General features: G+C 65.3%; 17 protein-coding genes. 13 read left to right on the top strand and 4 right to left on the bottom strand.

Features of this window, described 5'->3' with window-relative positions; all coding sequences use genetic code 11:
- Positions 1-330 precede the first annotated feature (330 nt).
- From THIMADRAFT_RS00675 to lolD, 4 genes are all read left to right on the top strand, one after another.
- Positions 331-3438 (top strand): chemotaxis protein CheB, encoded by a 3108-nt coding sequence (locus THIMADRAFT_RS00675; RefSeq protein ID WP_007191014.1) that lies wholly within the window; start codon positions 331-333, stop codon positions 3436-3438.
- A gap of 368 nt (positions 3439-3806) precedes the next feature.
- Positions 3807-4325: an REP-associated tyrosine transposase gene (locus THIMADRAFT_RS00670; RefSeq protein WP_007191013.1), complete on the top strand. Its 519-nt coding sequence runs from the start codon at positions 3807-3809 to the stop codon at positions 4323-4325.
- 173 nt (positions 4326-4498) lie between these two features.
- Positions 4499-5749, top strand: a complete 1251-nt coding sequence (locus tag THIMADRAFT_RS00665) for a lipoprotein-releasing ABC transporter permease subunit (RefSeq protein WP_007191012.1) — start codon at positions 4499-4501, stop codon at positions 5747-5749.
- A complete protein-coding gene (lolD, locus tag THIMADRAFT_RS00660; RefSeq protein WP_007191011.1) occupies positions 5742-6440 on the top strand; it encodes a lipoprotein-releasing ABC transporter ATP-binding protein LolD in 699 nt (232 codons plus the stop codon). The genes THIMADRAFT_RS00665 and lolD overlap by 8 nt, the downstream gene beginning before the upstream one ends.
- On the opposite strand, the gene THIMADRAFT_RS00655 is transcribed toward lolD, so the two are convergent.
- Positions 6386-6937, bottom strand: coding sequence for a DUF2062 domain-containing protein (locus THIMADRAFT_RS00655; RefSeq protein WP_007191010.1), 552 nt, complete (start codon positions 6935-6937; stop codon positions 6386-6388). The genes lolD and THIMADRAFT_RS00655 overlap by 55 nt on opposite strands.
- A gap of 140 nt (positions 6938-7077) precedes the next feature.
- On the opposite strand from THIMADRAFT_RS00655, the gene THIMADRAFT_RS00650 reads away from it, so the two are divergent.
- The 4 genes from THIMADRAFT_RS00650 to tsaB all read left to right on the top strand — a co-directional run bounded on the left by THIMADRAFT_RS00650 (position 7078) and on the right by tsaB (position 12328).
- Positions 7078-9405, top strand: coding sequence for a DNA internalization-related competence protein ComEC/Rec2 (locus tag THIMADRAFT_RS00650; RefSeq protein ID WP_007191009.1), 2328 nt, complete (start codon positions 7078-7080; stop codon positions 9403-9405).
- A gap of 29 nt (positions 9406-9434) precedes the next feature.
- Positions 9435-10427 (top strand): adenosine kinase, encoded by a 993-nt coding sequence (locus tag THIMADRAFT_RS00645; protein WP_007191008.1) that lies wholly within the window; start codon positions 9435-9437, stop codon positions 10425-10427.
- 177 nt (positions 10428-10604) lie between these two features.
- Positions 10605-11540: a hypothetical protein gene (locus tag THIMADRAFT_RS00640; protein WP_007191007.1), complete on the top strand. Its 936-nt coding sequence runs from the start codon at positions 10605-10607 to the stop codon at positions 11538-11540.
- A gap of 107 nt (positions 11541-11647) precedes the next feature.
- The gene (gene tsaB / locus THIMADRAFT_RS00635; RefSeq protein ID WP_007191006.1) at positions 11648-12328 is read left to right on the top strand and encodes a tRNA (adenosine(37)-N6)-threonylcarbamoyltransferase complex dimerization subunit type 1 TsaB; all 681 of its coding nucleotides are present in this window, start codon (positions 11648-11650) and stop codon (positions 12326-12328) included.
- Here tsaB and THIMADRAFT_RS00630 read toward each other — a convergent pair.
- Positions 12312-12575 carry a hypothetical protein gene (locus THIMADRAFT_RS00630; RefSeq protein ID WP_007191005.1) on the bottom strand — a complete coding sequence of 88 codons (264 nt, stop codon included), beginning with the start codon at positions 12573-12575 and terminating at the stop codon, positions 12312-12314. The genes tsaB and THIMADRAFT_RS00630 overlap by 17 nt on opposite strands.
- 214 nt (positions 12576-12789) lie before the next feature.
- On the opposite strand from THIMADRAFT_RS00630, the gene THIMADRAFT_RS00625 reads away from it, so the two are divergent.
- The 5 genes from THIMADRAFT_RS00625 (at position 12790) to THIMADRAFT_RS24280 (ending at position 17702) form a co-directional block, all read left to right on the top strand.
- Entirely contained in the window at positions 12790-14028 is a 1239-nt protein-coding gene (locus THIMADRAFT_RS00625; RefSeq protein ID WP_040729187.1) for a glycerate kinase type-2 family protein, read from the top strand.
- Entirely contained in the window at positions 14025-14852 is an 828-nt protein-coding gene (locus tag THIMADRAFT_RS00620) for a ferritin-like domain-containing protein (protein ID WP_007191003.1), read from the top strand. Before THIMADRAFT_RS00625 ends, THIMADRAFT_RS00620 begins: the two co-directional genes overlap by 4 nt.
- Positions 14853-15081: 229 nt before the next feature.
- Positions 15082-16335 carry a bifunctional alpha/beta hydrolase/OsmC family protein gene (locus THIMADRAFT_RS00615; RefSeq protein ID WP_007191002.1) on the top strand — a complete coding sequence of 418 codons (1254 nt, stop codon included), beginning with the start codon at positions 15082-15084 and terminating at the stop codon, positions 16333-16335.
- 154 nt (positions 16336-16489) lie between these two features.
- Positions 16490-17014, top strand: coding sequence for a TIGR00645 family protein (locus THIMADRAFT_RS00610; protein ID WP_007191001.1), 525 nt, complete (start codon positions 16490-16492; stop codon positions 17012-17014).
- Positions 17015-17303: 289 nt separating this feature from the next.
- Complete coding sequence (locus THIMADRAFT_RS24280) at positions 17304-17702, top strand: hypothetical protein (protein WP_007191000.1); 399 nt, start codon at positions 17304-17306, stop codon at positions 17700-17702.
- A gap of 27 nt (positions 17703-17729) precedes the next feature.
- Here THIMADRAFT_RS24280 and THIMADRAFT_RS00600 read toward each other — a convergent pair whose 3' ends face one another.
- Both THIMADRAFT_RS00600 and THIMADRAFT_RS00595 read right to left on the bottom strand, forming a co-directional pair.
- The gene (locus THIMADRAFT_RS00600; RefSeq protein ID WP_007190999.1) at positions 17730-18992 is read right to left on the bottom strand and encodes an ISAzo13 family transposase; all 1263 of its coding nucleotides are present in this window, start codon (positions 18990-18992) and stop codon (positions 17730-17732) included.
- Positions 18993-19793: 801 nt separating this feature from the next.
- On the bottom strand, positions 19794-21344 hold the full coding sequence (locus tag THIMADRAFT_RS00595) for a glycosyltransferase family 39 protein (RefSeq protein WP_007190998.1): 1551 nt from the start codon (positions 21342-21344) through the stop codon (positions 19794-19796).
- Positions 21345-21685 lie beyond the last annotated feature (341 nt).

Genomic DNA, 21685 nt, shown 5'->3' with positions numbered 1-21685 from the left:
GCGTCCATGTGTGTCCCGCTCGATTGAATCTTCGCTGGAGCGTCGCCGCCTCGACGCTTGGAATCTACCCGGCGGATCAGGCGCGTGCCGAGGGTTCCTCTGTCGGTATTGCCCGGTCTTCATGTCGGGCGTTCATCAGCCACAACTATATGAGTAACTAGTGGATTTTTGTATTGTGGCTATCTGCGGGCGGGCTCAGTAGTTTTACCGATCCCCCGCTGAATCACGCCGCCATCGTTCGCGCATTCGGCCGGGCGCGGTTGCTCTCATCGAGTTGACAGGCTGTTGCGGTCGTGTATTGATCCCGTGATCGACCCCGAGGAGTCAACGATGAGCCCTGATCCGCAAGCATCGAGGAATACCGCTCCGCCGGAACCGGTCTCCGAGCCGTCGCAAGACCCCTCGAGCACCGCCGAGAACGGCGCCGGCGAGCACGATTCGTCTGCGGAGCCCAAGCGCGGCGAGCACGACAACCCTCCCGACCGGGACCCGGAGGCCGAGCGCGGCGTCTACCCGATCGTCGGCATCGGCGCCTCGGCCGGCGGGCTCGATGCCTTCCGCAGTCTGCTGCACCATCTGCCGACGCGCACCGGCATGGCCTTCGCCCTCATCCAACATCTGGATCCCGCGCATCCGAGCCTCCTGGTCGATCTGCTGGGGCGGGCGACCCGGATGCCGGTGCGCGAGGCCGTGGACGGCGAGTCGGTCGAGCCCGACCATGTCTACGTCATCCCGCCCGATTGTTCACTCGGGCTGCACCATCGGCGCCTGCTCGTCTTGGCGCGCCGGGAGGAGCGCGGGCTGCACCTGCCGGTCGACACCTTTCTGCAAACCCTGGCGGACGACTTGGGGCCCCGGGCGATCGGCGTGGTCCTCTCCGGAACCGGCTCGGACGGCACCCTGGGGCTGAAGGCGATCAAGGCGGCGGGCGGGATGACCTTCGCCCAGGACGAGCGCAGCGCGGAGCACTTCGGGATGCCGGGCAGCGCGATCGCCGCCGGCTGTGTGGATCTGGTGTTGGCACCGCCGGAGATGGCGAGCGAGCTCGCGCGCATCGCCCGTCATCCCTACCTGCGCCAACCCGCGCGCACGATCGCGCAGCTGCCGGGCGGCAACGAAGAGGATCTCGGCAGGATCTTCATGATGCTGCGCACGCGCACCGGAAACGACTTCAGCTTCTATAAGCGCGACACGATCCTGCGGCGCATCAGACGGCGCATGGCCGTGCATCGGATCGACCGGCTTGCGGAGTACGTGCGTTATCTCCAATCCGAGCCGGAGGAGGTGTCGAGGCTGTTCGACGATCTGCTGATCAGCGTCACCGGGTTCTTTCGCGAGCCCGAGGCGTTCGACGCCCTGCGCGAGAAGGTCTTTCCGGTTCTCTTCGCGGAACCGGATGCGGAGCGCCCGGTCCGTGTCTGGGTGCCCGGCTGCGCCACCGGCGAGGAAGCCTACTCCATCGCCATCGCCATGCTCGAGTCTCTGGGAGAGCGGGCGGCCGGGACGCGCATCCAGATCTTCGGGACCGATATCGACCCGAAGGCGATCGAAAAGGCCCGCGCCGGTCTCTTTGCCGACCCGCTGGTCGCGCACCTGACACCCGAGCAGCTGAAGCGTTTCTTCGTCAAGGCCCCCGGCGGATTCGAGGTTGCCAAGCGGGTGCGCGATCTGTGCATCTTCGCCGTCCAGAACCTGGTGAAGGATCCGCCGTTCTCCCGGTTGGATCTGGTCTCCTGCCGCAACCTCATGATCTATTTCGGGCCACCTCTGCAGAAACAGGCGCTGCAGATCTTCCACTATGCCTTGGAGCCGAATCGGTTCTTGATGTTGGGGTCGTCCGAGTCCATCGGGGCACGGGCCGACCTTTTCGCGCTGCTCGATCAGAAGAGCAAGATCTACACGAAGAAATCAAACGCGCCCCGGCTCGACCCCGCGCTCATGCCGCGCGCGTTTCAAGCGCCGGGCGATGCCCGGGTCGTCGCCCCGGCGCGGGGTGTGAACGAGCCGATCGACCTGACCGAAGCAACCGATCGGATGATCCTCAAACACTATGGTCCGCCGGGCGTGGTGATTTCGGGCGATCTGGATATCCTGCTGTTCCGCGGGGAGACCGGTCGCTATCTCGATCCGATCCCGGGGGCGGCAACCCTGAATCTGCTCAAGCTCGCGCGCCGGGAGCTCGCGGTCGAGCTGCGCACCGCGATCCAAGAGGCGCGTACGAGCGGGTCGGCCGTCAACAAGCGTCGTGTCTGGTATCGGCGCAACGGCACCGATGCCTGGGTGGGTCTGCGGGTGCTGCCGATCGACGACGGCGGGTCGCCCGATCGGCTGTTGGTCTTGTTCGACGAGACAGCCAGCGCCGAGCCGGGCTCGGTCCCCGCCCCGGACGCGACCAGCGAGCCCACGATGCCGGTGGACGAGCGCATCGTCGCGCTGGAGCGCGAGCTGACCTCCACGCGCGACTATCTCCAATCCATCATCGCGGAGCAGGAGCGCAACAACGAGCAGCTCAAATCCGCCAACGAAGAGATCCAGTCCGCCAACGAGGAGCTGCAAAGCACCATCGAGGAGCTGGAGACGGCCAAGGAAGAGCTTCAATCGACAAACGAGGAGTTGGCCACCGTCAACTGCGAGCTCGAGAACCGCAACAACGACCTGGCCGAGGCCAACAGCGATCTCGGCAATCTCCTCGCCAGCGTCCGTCTACCCGTGCTGATTCTCGGGGAAGACCTGCGCATCCGCCAGTTCACGCCCCAGGCCGAACGGCTGTTGAACCTGATCGCCTCCGATCTCGGCCGTCCCATCGGCAACATCAAGCCGAATATCGAGATCCCCGATCTGGAGGCCCGGGTTCAGGCGGTCATCGACCGGGTGACACCCCAGACGCTGGAGATACAGGACAAGGACGGCCACTGGTACTCGGTGCGGATTCGCCCCTACAAGTCCGCGGAGAACCGCATCGAGGGCGCGGTGATCGCGTTCGTCGACGTGGACGAGGTGAAGAGGTCCGAGCGTCTACGCAACGCGTTGGGGCAGGAGCAGCGTCTGGCGGTCCTGGTGAAGGATGCCGACGATGCCATGACGGTGCAGGGCTTCGACGGGTCCATCCGTGCCTGGAACCCGGCGGCCGAGCGCATCTACGGATACCGCAAGAGCGACGCCCTGGCGATGTCGATCGAACGCCTGATACCGCCGGAGGCGATGGAGCTCCATCGCACGACGATCGAGCGCCTGCAGCGCGGCGAGCGCGTCGAGCCGTTCGAGAGCGCGCGGCTGCATGCCGACGGCCGCCGTCTATCCGTGCTGATCCATCCCACCGCACTGCTGGACACGCACGGAAACCCCTACGCGCTTGCGACCACCGAGCGCCCCGCAAACCCGCCGGGTGGACAAACCCCGTCGGGTGGGCAAGCGCCGCCGGGTGGACAAGCGCCGTAGGGTGGACAAGCGCCGTAGGGTGGACAAGCGCAGCGCAGTCCACCAACGCCGGAGCCGGGATCGGTGGACTTCGCTCCCGCTCGTCCACCCTACGGGAGAACCATCGGCGAAGCTTAATTGCGAATCGTGTATGATCGACAAACCCCGCCGGGTGGACAAACCCCGCCGGGTGGACAAGCGCCGCCGGGTGGACAAACCCCGCCGGGTGGACAAACGCCGCCGGGTGGACAAACGCCGTAGGGTGGACAAGCGCAGCGCAGTCCACCAACGCCGGTGCGGGGATCGGTGGACTTCGCTCCCGCTCGTCCACCCTACGGCAGAAGACCCGCCAATGCCTCGACTTCGCACAGCAGAACGTAATCCGCAGCATGAGCGACTACAGGCGGCGTTACCTCCCCGGCGGCTGTTATTTTTTCACCGTCGTGACATACGGCAGACGGCCGCTTTTCGGTCGACCCGAGCCTGTGGAGCTTTTGCGAGAGGCGATGCGGGATGTCAAACGGCGTCGGCCGTTCGAGATTCAAGCCATGGTCGTGCTGCCGGACCATCTTCACACCGTCTGGCAGCTCCCCGAGGGAGATGCCGATTTCTCCCGACGCTGGAGGGATATCAAACACGACGTCTCTGTCCGCGCCGATGCGCCCGTGAATCGGCGGGGCGAAAAGGAGGTGTGGCAGCGGCGATTCTGGGAGCATGCGATTCGAAACGAGGAGGACTGGCGTCGACATATCGACTATGTCCATTACAACCCCGTCAAACATGGACTCGCGCGTGCGGCCGGGGATTGGCCCTATAGTTCTTTCCGTCGTGCGGTCGCCGAGGGTTGGTATCCGCCGGAATGGGGCGGCATCGAGCCCGGGGATCTGCGAGATTGGGATTTGGAGTGATTTTCGGCGTTGTGGTGAAGCCTTAGGGGTGGACGAGCGCGGTAGGGTGGACAAGCGGTAGCGCAGTCCACCAGCGCCGGCGCGGGTTGGGTGGACTGCGCTGTGCTTGTCCACCCTACGGGCCTTCACGGTTTTCGGGCGCTGCGGCGACCTTTGTGGTTAAATCCCGCGCCATGTTCCATCCCATCGCCATCTACATCGGCCTGCGCTACACGCGAGCGAAGCGCCGTAATCATTTCATCTCCTTCATCTCCGGTACTTCGATGGTGGGCATCACGCTCGGCATCGTGGCGCTGATCGTGGTGCTCTCGGTGATGAACGGTTTCCACAAGGAGATCCAAGCTCGCATCCTGAGCATGGCCTCGCACGCCACACTTGCCGATCCCTACGGCGGAGGCATCGAGGACTGGCGCGATGTGCTCGAGCGGGTGCGAGCCCATCCGGACGTCGTCGGCGCGGCGCCCTTCGTCGAGGTTCAGGGGATGCTGGTCAACGGCTCGCAGGTGAGCGGCGCGCTGATCCGCGGCATCGTTCCGACCGAGGAAGACCAGGTCGCGGAGCTGCGACGGGATATGGTCACGGGCTCGGTGGACGACCTGGTCGACGGCGAGTTCAGGATCATCCTCGGACAGGATCTGGCGAACTTCCTCGGCGTGGTGCCCGGCGATAAGGTCACCGTCGTCACGCCCCAGGTGAGCGCGACGCCGGTCGGGATCATGCCGCGGCTCAAACGCTTCACCGTGAGCGGTGTCTTCTCGGTCGGCATGGCGGATTACGACCGCAATGCCGCCTTCATGCAGATGGACGACGCGGCCAAGCTGCTGAGCCTGGGCGATGCGGTCTCGGGTGTGCGGCTCAAGTTGACCGACATGTGGCTGGCCCCGCAGCTCTCGCGCGACATCGCCTATGAGCTGGACGGGGTCTACCGCGTCTTGGACTGGACGCAGGTCCACAGCAACTTCTTCAGTGCGTTGGCGATGGAGAAGCGGATGATGAGCATCATCCTCTTCCTGATCGTGGCCGTGGCCGCCTTCAACATCGTCTCGACCCTGGTCATGGTCGTCACCGACAAGCAGGCGGATATCGCCGTGCTGCGCACCCTGGGTGCCTCGCCCGCGCGCATCATGGGGATCTTCATGGTGCAGGGGACGGCCATCGGTCTGGTCGGAACCCTGATCGGGATGGTGGCCGGGGTGATCCTGGCGCTCAATGTCGAGAGCGTCGTCGCCGGGATCGAGGGGCTCTTCGGCGTTCACTTCCTGGATCCGACCATCTATTACATCAGCGCGCTGCCTTCCGACGTGCATCTGAATGATGTGCTGTTCGTCGGCGGTGCAGCCTTCCTGATGTCGGTGCTTGCGACCATCTATCCGGCCTGGCGTGCAGCCGCGACCCAACCGGCCGAGGCCCTTCGCTATGAGTGATCTCATGCCGGTGTTGGAGGTTAAGGGGTTGTCGAAGACCTTCCGCCAGGGTCCGCTGGAGGTCGAGGTGCTGCGCGATGTGGATTTTCGCGTCGGTGCCGGGGAGCGGATCGCGATCGTCGGGGCCTCGGGCTCGGGCAAGAGCACGCTGCTGCACTGTGTCGGCGGACTCGAGCGCCCGAGCAGCGGAAGCCTGCGCTGGCTCGGTCAGGAGGTCGGCAGGCTTTCGGAAAACAAGCGCGGCCTGCTGCGCAACCGCCACCTCGGTTTCGTCTATCAATTCCATCACCTGCTTGCCGAGTTCACCGCGCTCGAGAACGTCGCCATGCCGCTCCTGATCGGCGGCAGCCGGCCGAGCGATGCGCGCGATCGTGCGGCGGCCTTGCTGGATCGCGTCGGTCTCGCGAGCCGTGCCCGGCACAAGCCCGGCGAGATGTCGGGCGGCGAGCGTCAACGCGCCGCCGTCGCGCGCGCCTTGGTGACCCATCCGGCCTGTCTCTTGGCGGACGAGCCCACCGGCAACCTCGATCGGGTCACCGCTGCTCGGGTCTTCGATCTGATGCTGGAGCTCAACGCCGCGATCGGCACGAGTCTGGTCATCGTCACGCACGACCAGGAGCTGGCCGGGCGCATGGATCAGGTCTGGCGATTGGACGACGGACGGTTGTCGCGCGACGCCGAGGCGCGATAGCGTTCGCGCCGCTCGCGGATGCGGCGCATCAGCCGCCGGCGCCAAATCTGCTGAATCGTCAGATAGCCCAGTGCGGAGCAGAGGGTTCCGCACACCAGGTTGCCGAGCGCCAACGGCCAGATGACCGCGATCCAGTGATGCCAGTTCAGCCAGTACTCGAGCTCGAACTCGCCGGGCTCAATCCCCAGCATCCAGCAGCCGAGTCGATAGGTGAAATAGAACAGCGGCGGGATGGTCACCGGATTGGTGACCCACACCAGCGCGACCGAAATCGGTAGATTCACGCGCAGGATGATGGCTGCCCCGGCTGCGATGAGGGACTGGCCGAAGGGCGGCAGAAAACTGACGAATATCCCGAGCGCGGTCGCGCCCGAGACCGAATGCCGGTTCAGATGCCAGAGGTTCGGGTCATGCAGGAGCTTGCCGAAAACCCCGAAACGGCCGCTGGCCCGGATGGCTCCGGCGGCGGGTAGATTTCGCTTAAGCCATCGTTTCACGCCGCAAGTCCGGGGGATCTTACGTCAGAGGGACAGAGCAGGGAGTATATAGCAGTCATGGACCGATGCCTTGATCCGCGTTCTCGCGATCCTCGCAGCCCGTCGAGTCGCTGCCGTAAACCGCTCGCGGCACCCCGACGGTGACCGCAAGCACGATCGGCCCGGGTCTCGCCTTCGCCTCCGGTGTTGCCGTCGCTTACCTGCTGCCATGGCTGCCGCCGCTTGCCGCTGTCGGACTCGTCATTGTCGGTTTGGGGGTCGCCGCGTGGTGCTGGCGTCCGCTTCGATTGCCGTTCTGGCTGTTGCTCGGCGCGTTCTGGGCGCACTGGAATGCCTGCCTCCTGCTCTGCGCGCCCTTTCCGGATGCGCTGGCCCGTGCGCCTTTGATCGTGGAAGGGCGCATTGCCTCGATCCCGACCGATTCGGGTCTTGCGCGGCGATTTCTGTTCGAGGTGGAGCAGGCTTGGCACGAGGGGGAGCTCATCCCCTTCACCGGGCTCGTCCGACTCTCCTGGTACGAGGATGCATCGCCCTTGCGTGCAGGCGAGCGCTGGCGCATGCCGGTAAGGCTCAAGCCCCGGCATGGTCTCGCCAATCCGGGCACCTTCGACTTCGAGCGCTGGTTGTTCGAGCAGGGGGTGCGCGCGACGGGTAATCTGCGCGGGGGCGAGCCGCCGCAGCGGCTCGATGCCGGCGCCGGTCGCTATTGGCTCGACCGTCGGCGGCAGGCCCTGTCCGAGCATCTGGCCCGGGTCCTGGACGGTGCGCCGGCCTTGCCGCTTGTACAGGCCCTGGTGATCGGCGATCGCTCGGGCTTCGATCAGGACGACTGGGAGGTGCTGACGCGCACCGGGACCAATCATCTGGTCGCCATCTCGGGGCTGCACGTCGGCCTGATCGCCGGCGCGATGTTCGTTCTGGTGCGTTGGCTCTGGTCGCGCAGTGCGCGTCTGGCCGTCGCGTTCGCCGCACCGCGTGCGGCGGCTGTCGGCGCCCTGATCGCCGCGCTGGGCTATGCGGGATTGGCGGGCTTCGCGGTCTCGACTCAGCGTGCGCTCGTGATGATCGCGGTGGTCTTCGCGGCGCTCCTCTGGCAACGGACGCTGCGGCCTTACCACGCCCTCGTGCTCGCGCTGGTCGGGGTGCTGTTGGTCGATCCAAGGGCGGTCCTGTCGCCCGGGTTCTGGCTGTCATTCGGCGCGGTCGCGGCGCTCTTGTTCAGCCTCGGGCAACGTCTGCCGAGTCGCGATCTCTGGACGCGCTGGGGTCGGGCCCAATGGGCGGTCGGTATCGGCCTGTTGCCGCTGCTGTTTCTGCTGTTCGGGCGGGCCTCACTGATTGCGCCGCCGGTGAACCTGGTGGCCGTCCCGCTCTTCAGTCTGATCCTTCTGCCGTTGGTCTTGACGACGAGCCTGCTCAGCTTGATCCCCGGATTCGGCACGGTCACTTGGTGGCCCCTGCAGTGGACGGCGTATCTGCTCGGGTGGTGTCTGGACGGACTCGCCTGGATCGCGGCCTTACCTTGGGCTGCGATGGTGCTGCCGGAGCGTCCGCTCTGGGTCTGGCCGGCCGCGGCTGCCGGGGCTCTCTTGATGCTTGCGCCGCGCGGGTTGCCGGGGCGCTGGCCGGGTCTGCTGCTCGTTGTTCCGATGTTCGTGCTGCGCGTGCCGCAGCCGGGCGAGGGCGAGGCTTGGTTCACCTTGCTGGACGTCGGGCTCGGTCTGTCGGCCGTGGTGCGCACTCGGGAGGGCACGCTCGTCTACGATACCGGGCCGGGGTTTCCGAGCGGCTTCGATACGGGCAGTGCGGTGGTCGCGCCCTTTCTCGCGGCCCAAGGTGTGCGTCGGATCGAGCGCCTGGTCATCAGCCATGCCGATCGCGACCACGCCGGCGGTCTCGCCGGTTTGACCGAACGCATCCCGATCGATCGCATCGACAGCGGAGAGCCGGCGCGTCTGGGTGTGCCGGGCGTCGAGCCGTGCAGGGCGGGCGAGGGGTGGAGCTGGTCCGGTGTGTCGTTTCGGTTTATCCACCCGTCCGATGCAGGGTTCCGAGGCAACGACGCCTCCTGCGTGCTGCGTGTCGAAACCGGTGGCCGTTCGATCCTTCTGACGGGCGATATCCAGGCGCGTGTCGAGCGTCGCCTGGCACGCGAATCGGGCGAGATGATTGCGAGCGATGTGCTTGTCGCCGGTCATCACGGCAGTGCGACCTCGACACATCCCGAGTTTCTGGATGCGGTCGCGCCCGGGCTCGTCCTTTTTGCCTCCGGCTATGCCAACCATTTCGGCTTTCCGGTCGCCGAGGTGCGTGAACGGTTCTCGGCGCGCGCAATCCCCGCACTGGACACGGGTCTTGTCGGCGCGATCGAGCTGCGACTTCGGCCGGACGGCACCATCGATGGCCCCTCGACATGGCGCGAGCGCGCCGGCCGATTCTGGACCCATCGCGCGCTCGGTATAAACTGACGGCTTTTGAGCGAGGAGACGAGGGACTTATGGCGAAATATCAGGTCTACGGCATCGGCAACGCGCTGGTGGATATGGAATACGAGGTGGATGCGACGGATCTCGGCATCCTCGGGATCGACAAGGGTGTCATGACCCTGGTCGACGAGGTGCAGCAAGCGGCGATCATGTCGCATCTCAAGCATCACCGACCCCGGCGCGGTTCGGGAGGATCGGCCGCGAACTCGGTCATCGCGCTCAGCCAGCTCGGCGGCAAGGCCTTCTATTCCTGCAAGGTGGCCGACGACGAGCTGGGTCATTTCTACATGGACGATCTGGTGCGCGGCGGTGTCGATACGAACAACCACACCCGCAAGGACCAGGGACATACGGGTCGTTGCGTCGTCCTGGTGACGCCGGACAGCGATCGCACCATGTGCACCTTCCTGGGGGTGAGCGGCGCCCTGTCCGCCAACGAGCTTGTCGAAGACGCCCTGCGCGACTCCGAGTGGTTCTACACGGAAGGTTATCTGGTGACATCGGAGGCCGCTCGGGAGGCGTCCATCCTCGCGAAGGGGATCGCGGATGCCGCCGGGGTGAAGACCGCGATCTCCCTGTCGGATCCGAATATGGTGAAGTTCTTCAAGTCCGGGTTGCTCGACATGATCGGCTCCGGCGTGGATCTGCTGTTCGCCAACGCGTTCGAGGCGATGGGCATGGCCGGCAGCGAGGACCTCGATGTCGCGGTGGACTATCTCAAGACCATCAGTCGGACCTTCGCCGTCACGCGCGGGCCGGACGGTGCATTGGTCTGGGACGGTGAGACACTGATCGAGATCGCACCGGTGAAGGTCAAGGCCGTTGATACGGTCGGTGCGGGAGACATGTTTGCGGGCGCCTTCCTTTACGGCCTCGGGCAAGGCTGGGACTACGCACGGGCAGGCAATCTCGCGTCGGCCGCGTCGGCGAAGCTGGTGACCAGTCTCGGCCCGAGGATCTCCGCCGACCAAACACAGGCAATCCTGAAAGAGTTCGACCGCTGAACGATCCGACCGCTTTTCGAATCTGCGGAGCGGTCGGCAGTTCGATGCCGTCCAACGGGTCTAGGATTCAGCCAATGGATTCTGATCAGTGTACGGACTTGCGCCAAGGGGGGCGATATCCGCGGACCTGTCCATCGAGAGATCCGCGGCGGTTCGTCATCGACCCGCGGATTTGGCATGATGACCTTCGAGACCTCTGCTCGACCCGCCCCCGGCCTGCCGGCGGGGATGAACCTGTCCATCGCGATCGGCGAGCCGGTCTCGTCCCCTCGTCAGGAATCCGCGAGCGGCACGCTTGCGACTCTGCCCTCGGTCGGGGACAGGATCTCTCCCGCCAAGCTGATCGAGATGTTGGAAGCGTTGCTGGCGAGCGATTTGAACGCCGCCGAACGATTCCGGCTTCTCCACGCTTGGAAGGCTCCCTTACTGGGGGCCTGCGACCGCATCGGTGCAGATGCCGGTACGCGCAGCGGCGGGTCCGGGGGGTCGGTGTTCGAGGGGCGTCTCTATCGGCTGATGTTCCGCAACCTTGCAGCGGCCATCGAGCGCGTCGCGGATCGTCAACGTGCTCCCGACGCCGATTTAACCGCTTGGGCGGTTCATAACCTGTTTCATTTTTTTCAACAGCAGATCCGACAGGCCGCGCGCTTGCGGATTCCGCTCCCTGCGGGATCCTGGCGTGATCTTCATGCACTGTCGGTGCGGCTTGTGGTCAGCTCTCGGTATCCTCGGTCGGCCGAGGCTTTAGGGGTCGCCGGCCCCGATGTCGGGTATCACCGCACCAGGTCGGTCGAGCTCAGATATAAGGAAGTCCTTCTGCTCGGGCTGATCGCGCAAGTCTTCGTGAACGCGATCGGTGATCGCACGAGCGGGTTGCACGGATGGGCGGCCGAAACCCGCTTGGAGACCCCGTTCGGCCTGTCCGGTCAGCGTGGATTATGGCTTGTGGATCTCGCCGACGATGCCCCGCCTTGCGAGTGCGCCGGACCCTTGAGCCCGGATTTTCGCGGTTGGGTTCTGTTTCCGCCCGAGGATTTCGTCCGCATGCTCGATTCGGCGCGCCTTCCCGAGACATCCGAGCACGGCCTCGGGGATAGCGCGTTCCAGTCGTAAGGATTGACGCCGCGCACGGCGGCTCGATCGGATATCCGCAGCTCGGCGCCGACTCCGTATAGAATCGCAGCCAAGGTTACTTGGCTGCAGCGCTCCCTTCTTCACCCATGACAACTCTCCTCGCGATCGATACCTCGGGCGACGCCTGCTCGGCGGCCCTGCTCTCGGGCGAGCGGATCGAGCAGGTGCTCGAGACCGCCCCGCGTCGGCACGGCGAGCTGATCCTGGGCATGATGCAGCAGGTCCTGGAGGCCGCCGGGACGCGTCTGGACGCACTCGACGCCATCGCCTTCGCGCGCGGTCCCGGATCCTTCACGGGGGTGCGGATCGCGGTCGCCGTCGCGCAGGGGGCCGCGTTCGGCGCCGGGTTGCCGCTCGTGCCGATCTCCACATTGGCCGCAATCGCGCAGGGCGCGTTTCGACGCAGCGGCGAGCGGCGTCTCCTGGTGGCTCTGGATGCGCGGATGGCCGAGGTCTACTGGGGCTGTTTCGAGATCGACGAAAGCGGCTTGGCCGTGGCCTGCGGCGAAGAGCGTGTCTGCCCGCCGCAGGCAGTCGAGGCCCCGCACGGCGATGGGTGGCTCGGTGTCGGGCCGGGCTGGTCGGTCTACGGCGCCGAGCTCGCGGCACGAACCGGCGCGGTTGCAGACATCCATGCCGAGGAGTCGATCTGCGAGGCTCGGGATCTGCTCTTACTCGGCGCCGCCGAGTTTGCCGCGGGGCATAGGGTGCCGCCCGAGCTGGCGGCTCCGGTTTATCTGAGGGATCGCGTCACGCGGGTCGGCTGAAGGTATGGCCGTGGACGCGTTGATGCTTCTGGTCATGCCGGCAGTGGCGCTTTAGACAGCTGATGACATAGTGCAGCAGGGTTCCGCCGACGGCGAGGAAGACCGCCGCGGCGGCGGCCAATCTGGCGGTGGGCTCGACCTGCGAGAGCCCCAAAACCAGCCAAGTGATAAAGGCCAGCACGGTGGAGATCAGCAAGACCATGACGAAGGGCAGCGGGGAACGACTACATTTCGGGCACAGCTTCATGGGTTGGACTCGTTGGAAATGGGTTCAGTGGGGATCCTTTTTGTTCTCGGGCGACTCCGGCTGTCTGTATCCCTTTGTTGCTGCCGGACCCTTTGCGTAACGACATTCAGACCTTGCCGACACTTAGACATGTCTTTTCGGAAGATGACATTGAGGATTGTCAATTTGGAGGCTCGGGTTGCCGTTTTCCAACCCGTCGTTCGGCGCAGTCTCGATGGCTGACACGGCCTTCGCTCGTTGTCTGCTGCTCGATGTCTTCGCCGCGGCCCTGCGTGCGGTAGAGGGGCGTGCGGTTGTCGGGCAGGCGCTCGTCGCGCGGCCCCCGGAGGGCCCGGTGTGGATCTGTGCGATCGGTAAGGCCGCACAGTCCATGGCGCTAGGCGCTTGCGATGCGCTGGGTTCGGGACTTGTCGGCGGCCTGCTGATCACCAAGCCCGGCCATCTGGATCCCGCGCCCTTCGCCGGGCGCGGGATCGAATGTCTGCTCGGCGGTCATCCCGTGCCGGATGCCGGCAGTCTGGCGGCCGGCCAACGCCTCCTCTGCGCGCTCGGCGAGTTGCGCTCGCAGACCGAGGTGCTCTTCCTCCTCTCCGGCGGGGCCTCGAGTCTGGTCGAGGTCCCGGTCGCCGGGTTGGATCTCGCCGATTTGCGCCGCATGAACCGATGGCTGCTCGGCAGCGGTCTGCCGATCGACGCGGTGAATCGGGTGCGCAAGTCGGTCTCTCGGATCAAAGGCGGAGGGCTGCTGAGCGCGCTCGGGGACCGGCCGACGCGCGTGCTCGCGATCTCGGATGTGCCGGGGGATGATCCGGGCGTCATCGGCTCCGGGTTGTTGGTCCCCGAGGTCGGCTTGGCCGAGGGGATTGCACGGCTCGATCTGCCGGCTTGGCTTTCGGATTGGGTCGAGCGCGGTCTAACGGAGCGGGGCCCGTTGCCGAGGCCCGGTCCGTGCGTCGAGCTGGTCGCGACCTTGGACACAGCCAAGGCCGCGGCAGCCGAGGCGGGGCGTCGCGCGGGTCTTGCGGTCCGGGTCGAGGCTCAACCGCTCGAGGGTGATGCCGTGCTCGCCGGCCGACGCCTCGCGCGTGCCTTGCTGGCTGGCCCGCCGGGGCTCTCGATCGCGGGCGGGGAGACGACACTGCGTCTGCCCGATGCGCCGGGGCGGGGCGGTCGTAATCAACACTTGGCCTTGGCTGCGGCGATCGAGCTTGCCGGTCATGCCGATGCCGCGTTGCTGAGCGCCGGCACCGACGGCACCGACGGTCCCACCGAGGACGCCGGGGCCCTGGTCGATGGCGCGACGCTCGAGCGGATCCGAGACGCCGGACTCGACGCCGCCCACGGGCTGCGTCACGCCGATTCAGGCCGGCTGCTCGAGGCCAGCGGCGACCTGATCCGCACCGGACCGACGGGGACCAACGTGATGGATCTGATTCTGGGGTGGCGCGGATGACGCAAAGACAGGGCAATCTCTTCGATGTGGCAGCCGCCTGTCTGGCCGAGCCGGATCCGGCCCGCAAACAGGCCGCAACGCAGTCGGCGGCCGAGTACTGGCGGGACGGCTGCCTGCATGCGGATGCGTCGGGCGCGGACCCTGTCCGGGATCTGCCGGGGCGTCCGGCGCGGCCCGAGCTGGTTGCGCCGCGTGCACTCAAGGCGCGCAAGCTCACGAGCCGCGAGGGCCGAGCGGCGATGATCCACGCGGTCGCTCACATCGAATTCAACGCCATCAACCTCGCCTGGGACGCGGTACAGCGCTTCCGCGCGATGCCGACGGACTTTTATGCTGATTGGATCGGGGTCGCGGCCGAGGAGGCGGAGCATTTCGGCCTCATGCGCGACCGACTTCGGGATCTCGGCTATGACTACGGCGATTTCCCCGCCCATGACGGACTCTGGGAGATGGCGCGCGCGACCGCCCACGACCCGCTCGTGCGCATGGCCCTGGTCCCGCGTGTCCTCGAGGCGCGCGGATTGGATGTGACGCCCGGGATGATCGCGCGTTTCGAGGCGGCAGGCGATCCTGAAACGGCGGCCAGTCTTGGGGTCATCCTCCGTGATGAGGTCGGGCACGTCGCCGTCGGCTCGCGTTGGTTCAAGCGGCTGTGCGAGGATCGCGGCCTCGACCCCGGGCCGCTCTATTTCGATCTGCTGCGCGAGTACATGCGCGCCGAGATCCGCTGTCCGCTCAACCTCCCGGCCAGGCGCGAGGCGGGCTTCGACGAGGTCGAGCTGGAGGGTCTCCAGGCACTCTGTCGGACGGTCGACGAGCCGTAGAGGTGTAGGGTGGACAAGCGCAGCGCAGTCCACCAACGCCGGCGCGGGGATCGGTGGACTTCGCTCCCGCTCGTCCACCCTACGATGCTTGTTCACCCTTGGCGCTTGTCCATCCCAAGGATCCGGTCGGCCGACCCTATCCATACCATGAATAAAAAAAGCTGGCGGCCGGCGGCTGGAAGCCGGAGGCTTTTCCCGGATCGACGGATCTCCAACGAGAGGAACTGGCATGGCTCGTATCAAGCTCGAATTTCCGAATCCCGAGGGGCACACGCTGGTCGGTCTGCTCGAGACCCCTCCGGATCGCGTGCCGACGTCGCGTTATGCCCTCTTCGCGCACTGCTTCACCTGCAGCAAGGATATCGCCGCGGCGACGCGCATCAGCCGGGCATTGGCCGCGCGCGGGATTGCCGTGCTGCGCTTCGACTTCACCGGTCTCGGCAACAGCGACGGCGACTTCGCGAACACCAATTTCTCATCCAACGTGGCCGACCTGCTCGCCGCGGCGCGCAAGCTCGAGGAGGAGTACGAGGCCCCGGCGCTCCTGATCGGGCACAGCCTGGGCGGCGCAGCGGTCTTGGCCGCCGTGCATGCGCTCCCGTCCGTCGAGGCGGTGGTGACCATCGCCTCCCCGGCCACCGCCTCCCATGTTCAGCACCTCCTCAGCGGGGCGCGCGGGCAGTTGGAGGAGACGGGCGAGGCCGAGGTCCAGATCGGGCAGCGGCGCTTCCGCATTCGCAAGCAATTGCTCGACGACCTGGATCAATACGCCTCGGCGGACCACATCCGTCACCTCAACCGCGCCCTTCTGGTGTTCCACTCGCCGCTCGACACCATCGTCTCGATCGGGGAGGCCGGCAAGATCTACCAGGCGGCGCGGCACCCCAAGAGCTTCATCTCGCTCGACAAGGCCGATCATCTGCTCGGCAATCGCGAAGATGCCGAGTACGTCGCCGAGACCCTGGTCGCCTGGGCGAGCCGTTATCTGGGCCTCGGCAAGCACGGCTTCGAGCAGAGCATCGGGACCGCACCGCGTGTGGCCGAGAAAGAGGTCCTGGTCACCGAGCTGGATACCCGCTTCCAGCGCGGACTCTACACCCATCGTCATCAATGGCTGGCCGACGAGCCCAAGTCGGTCGGCGGGTCCGATCTGGGTCCGACGCCCTACGATCTGCTCTTGATGTCGCTCGGCGCCTCCATCTCCATGACGGTGCGGACCTACGCGAGGCATCAGGGCCTTGCGTTGGACGACGTCGAGGTGCGTCTGAGTCAGGAGCGGGTTCACGGCCGGGATTGCCGGGATTGCGATCACGAGGAAGGTCGGGTCGAGAATATCGATGTGCGTCTGAACATCCTCGGCGCGCTCACGCCCGAGGAGCGTACCCGACTGCTCGAGGTTGCCGCCCGCAGCCCGGTCTATCGCACGCTGGCAGCTTGCACGAGCGTGTCGATCGCCTTCGAAGAGGAGCCGCCGGCACCCTGAGCACGCGCCCGAGCCGAGGCCCGAGCGCCGATCGATCGAACGCCGTTGAAGTGGCGCCCGCCCCCGCGTAGGATCCCGCCCGCTCGGTCGCTCGCCCCCGCGCGCAAGCGCCGCACTCGGACTCAACGGCTTGACGGCAAACCGGAACCTCGACATGAAACAGATCGAACACTTTCTGGAGTTGGTGATCTTCAGCAGCCGTTGGCTGCTCGCGCCCTTCTATCTGGGCCTTGTCTTGGCCATCGCGCTCCTGCTGGTCAAGTTCGTCAAGGAGTTCATCCACTTCGTCCCGCTGGTCTTCAATGCCGAGGCCGGCGAGGTGATCATCGGGCTGCTCTCCCTGATCGACGTCGTCATGATCGCCAATCTGGTGCTCATCATCGTGCTCGCCGGCTACGAGAACTTCGTCTCCCGAATCGATACGGGAAACCATGAAGATCGCCCGGGGTGGATGGGACACGTCGGTTTCGCCGAGCTGAAGATGAAGCTCATCGGCTCCATCGTTGCCATCTCCGGTATCGAGCTGCTCAAGGCCTTCATGTACGTGGATCGCCTGACCAACGAAGAGCTGGCCTGGAAGGTCGGCATCCACATGACCTTCGTCGTCTCCGGGCTGCTGTTCGCAATGATGGATCGGATCTCGGCGGATAAGGCGAGCAATCGCGGAGACGATCATTGATCGACATGGTCCGTCCCGATCACGAGTACGTCGGTCGCCCATCCGACCTTGCTCACTCGGCCTGCCATCCGAGCCTTTAGGGGTTCGGGACATCCGTTCCCTGGTGTCACGCATGCCTCGTCGTGTTCTGCGCTACATGCCTCGATGGCCGGGAGTTACGAACCAGGCCGACACATTCCGTAAGATGCGGTGAGCCAGCGAACCGCATCGCGGTACCTGTGCTCGACGGCGGAACCGGGTGGTTCGACGTTTCGAGATGAACGCGTGAGGCGGGAAACGAAGGACGTCAATGGCAACGCGTAAAGCATTCACCCGAGATGAAATCGTGCTTTGCATCTATGCGGCGCGATACGACATCGCCGAGATCGGAGGCATCGAGACCATACGCGCGCTTCAGTCACGCAGTCCTGCATCGATCAGCATGAAGATCCAGAACATCGTCGCGATGTGCGACGACGCGGGGATCAGTCGAAACCCGATGCAACGCAGGCTGACGGGACGCCCGGCCGGAGAGACGGGCAGGCGGACGAACTGGGCCGAACTGTCGCAATATGCCGGCGTCGAGCGGCACAGTCATCTGCTCGAGTGTCAGGCCATTATCGCCAAGGCATTCTCATGGCCGGGGGAATTGACCGATGGCTCGACATTTTTCGAGGGTGCCAAACGCCGGGTAACGGTCAACGCTTAGTAACGGTTCAAAAACTAGTTAAACATTTTAACAAGCGAACCCATTTGGATCGACGAGGTAGTTCCATTGTCCGTTCACGCAATCGTGGCGAATGAACCGATCCTTGACGTCGCGGAAGGTGTCGGAACACGTACGGCCGATCTCGTAGGTCGCGTCGAGGATCCGCGCGGTCACGCTCAACCCCGTTTGTGTGCGCGTCTGCTCGACGGTGCGCAGAGCCGTCTGCGGGCAGTCGAGCATGACCCCGCTCCAAGCGCGCTCGACCTGGCTGAACAGGCGATGTTCGATGGGGTTCCACTTGGAGGTATAAGGAGGATAGTGGGCGATGCGCAGGCGCACGCCCAAGCGTGTGGCCAGCTCGATCAAGTCCTCCTTGAAGCGCAGCGAGCGCGCGGCATTGGCCCCGCCGCAGTCGCACAGCAACAGCAGTTCGGTCGCGTTGGGGTACATCGCCCTGAACAGCACCGTCCAGGCCAAGGCGATGGCGTCGCAGACGAAGGCGCTGGTCTCGCGCGAGGTCCCGAGCGTGATGAAGCCGACGTTGGCGAGCACGTCGTAGACGCCATGCGGCACCAGCACGCCGTCGGCGAGGTGGCGGAAGTCGTGATCGAAGACCGTTTGCGGTGCGGTGGTGTAACACTGGCCGGGCCGCGACAGGGTGCCGAGCACCTCCTTCTTCTTGGTGTCGATACTGAACACCGGAATGCCGCGCTGACGTGCCAGACGGCGCAGCGCGGCGATGTGGCGGAACTGCTCGTCGCGTGCCGTCGGGTCGACCACGCCGGTGATCAACTCCTTGCGCAGCGCACGGCGGCGAAAGCCGGCCCGATCCAGCAACGCGGCGGCCGTGTTGCGACTGATCTCGAACCCGCGCTCGAGCAGGCGATGGGCCAACTGCAGCGGTTTGAGATCGGTCCAACGCACCCGCTCGTCGGTCGGACTGCCGGCACTGTGGGCGTCGAGCACCTCGTGGAGAGTCGACTCCAGCTGAGGCTTGCGTTCGGTGATCGGCGGGCGACCGCCGCCGGGGCGGCGCACCCGCTTGGCATCGCCGCTCGGGCGCTGCGGATGGTCCGGGTCGTCTTCGCGCAACTGCTCCAACTCGCGAATCCCGGTGTAGAGCGTGCGTCGACTCATCCCCAGCACGCGCGCCACGTAGGCGATCCCGCCGAAACCGATCTTCAGCGCCTCGATCGCCGCGTAGCGGCGGCGATGGTCCTCGTCCAAGGTGCGCGAGAACATCCGCATCGTCTCCTCGTGCGCTGCGCCGTAGCCCGGAAATTCGTTCATGCGGCAACCACTCCCGTTCGGATCATCGGGAGCGATGCTCGCAGCACGTCGATTCTTTTTCAAGTCGCTAACGCACTTTTCATACAAGATGGCTGAGGTAAAATGCCTTACTTGTTAGTGAATCGTTACTTACGAACGTGATCCTGCCGCTCGCCAACGCTGCATCGAACACTACGGGTGCTCGTGTGTCATCTGTTGCTTCGATTTCCTGACGTCGTTTGGCCCCGCTGCGAAGGGCTTCATCAAAGTGCACCATCTCACACCCTTATCCGAGATCGTCGCTCGATATGCCGTGAACCCGATCACTGACCTGCGGCCTGTCTGCCCGAACTGCCATGCCGTCATCCATCTTGGAGGATGCACACGTTCGATCGAAGAGGTCCGTGACATGCTGCGGTCAGGTGCGTCGAATTAAACCGCACGCAGCGCGGTATGCGTAGTTTGTTGAATTGGCGTGGCCGCTCCGGCTCTGATAATCGTCGGAGCCGGCGCGGTTTAAAGTATTAAAAAATATAAAATTCTAAACCGCGTCTCCGCTAAGAGCCGTGGAAGCACCCAACGTCGAACTCACGCGAAAGTGAGCATCTCGCTCTGGACGCGGTTTAGATCCCCAAGGCCGGCTCGCAGGATTGGCGACCGGGCTCTGCAGGAGATACTCGTGACACCGCTCTGGCGGTGTGACGCATCCATTGGCGCTCCGCGCCACGCCCGTCGGCATGCGAGCGACTTCCGCGAGCATGACAAGGCCGTTGTTCGCTGCCCTTCAATAGGTGCAAGGTGCACCTACACCATCGGTTTGCCTCAGCCCTCAGGATGGTACCGATACAGATTCCAGGTGTGTAAGGGACGCAGGCAGGGCGCTTCAGCGGCTTCGCTCAGCGGCTGCCCGGCGCAATCGAAGAGCCGTCGATGGGTGCCGCTGCGAAAATCCGCGATGGCCGGCGGTGCGCCGAATCCGGAGACGAGCCAGAAGGGGGAGTCGACGGATTCCGGATTCAGTCGCGGCGCGATCTGTCCTCGGAGATATTCGGAGGGTCGGGTGAGTCCGGGCCATTGGGTCGTGGTGTCCAAGCCCGGCGCGTAGAAGCGCAGCATCGCCGTCGTCTGATACCGGTCGGCATAGACGGGCTCCTCGAGCCTGCCGACGGTTTCGGCCAACTCCCGAAACCCATGGGTCTCGCGCAGGACGCGATTCTGACTGTCACCGAGCGGCAGTGCCGCGGTCGCGGCATGGACCGCGTAGAGACTCAGAAGCAGCAGATTGCCCAGTGCGGCCGCGATGACCCAGGGACGCAGATTGCGCAACAGCAACGCCGCCAAGGGCGCTGCGGAGATGAGATAGACGGCGGGCCAATTCGGTTCCACTTCGCTGCCGGTCGCGACGAGGGCGAAGAAGCCCAACGGGAAGAGGGTTGCAGCCCACAGCAGAGGAGTGGCGTGGCGGACGAGTGTCCCGGCCATCTCCTGGCTCGGTTTGTTGCGTCGCGCCCGGTTGATCAAAGGCGCAAGGAGCAGGGGAATAGCGATCAGTCCCCAAAACGCGAGCTGGGTGCCGAGATAACCCGAAAGGCTGCCCAGACGCTCTCCGGTCGATTGGGGGCCGACGTGCGCGATGGCACCAGGCGCGCCGACCGGCAGCGCGCCGACCTCGGTCGAGAAGCCGTGGCCGAACTGAAAGCGCATGGTCAGCCACTCGTTGTGCTGATTCCAGAGGATGTTCGGCGCGAACACCAAGAGTGCGACGAGTCCGCCGACGTAGGGCCAGCGGGTGCGCAGCGCGCGCGGGTCGCTGAAAATGATGGCCAACAGCAGGACCGGCCCGATCAGGACCATGGTGTATTTCCCGAGCAGGCCGAGACCGACCGCTGCTCCGGCGGTGATCCACCGCCGACGCTCCCCGGCGAGCGCGCGCTCGCTCTCGTGCAGGGCCAGTGCCCAGGCCAGGCCCAACAGGGTGTCGGGCGTGGTGATGACGCCGCCGGCGAATCCGGGAACGGTCGCGAAGACCAGGACCAATGCCAAGGCCAGATCGCGCGTCGCCGTCAGGCCGCAGTTGCGGAAGAAGCGTGCAAGGACGAGCAGCGTCAATGCGCCGGCGATCAGTGTGCCCGCGCGTGCTGCGAGCGCCGACGCCGGGGCGAGCCAGGTGCCGATCCCGAGCAGTGCCACACCCGGGGGATGGTCGAAATAGCCCCAGGCAAGGCTGCGGGCCCAGTCGAAGTAATAGGCCTCGTCCTGCGTGACGGGCAGGACTGCGGCGATGCTCAGCCGCCAAGCCGTCATGGCCGCGATCAGGGCGAGCAGTAGGCCCCAAGCCTGACGGGGTGTATCGATGCCTCGGGTCGTTTCCATGGTCCAGTGACTCGGTCGGTGATCTGATTCGGCGGAGGTCGGTCGCGATCGGTCGAGGTGCCGGTGACACGATCGCGTTAAACCGCGCCCAGCGCGGTATGCGACGTTTTTGGATGGGATCGGCGCCCGCAGACTTGACTTTCGTTGGAGGCGGCGCGGTTTAAGACATTAAAAAAATTAAATTCTAAACCGCGCCTCCGCAAAAGTCGGAAAAATCACTAAGCCCAACACCAAATGAAAATGACCCATGTCGCTCTTGACGCGGTTTAGAATAGAACGACTTCGGAGCTCGGCTCTGCGGTCTCGGCACCGCTCCGGTGACCGCGGCCGCGGGCGGCAGT

This window comes from Thiocapsa marina 5811 (genome assembly GCF_000223985.1).
Taxonomy (GTDB): Bacteria; Pseudomonadota; Gammaproteobacteria; order Chromatiales; family Chromatiaceae; genus Thiocapsa; species Thiocapsa marina.
Note: the sequence above shows the minus strand (reverse complement) of the source record. Positions and strands in the feature narration are given on the sequence as shown.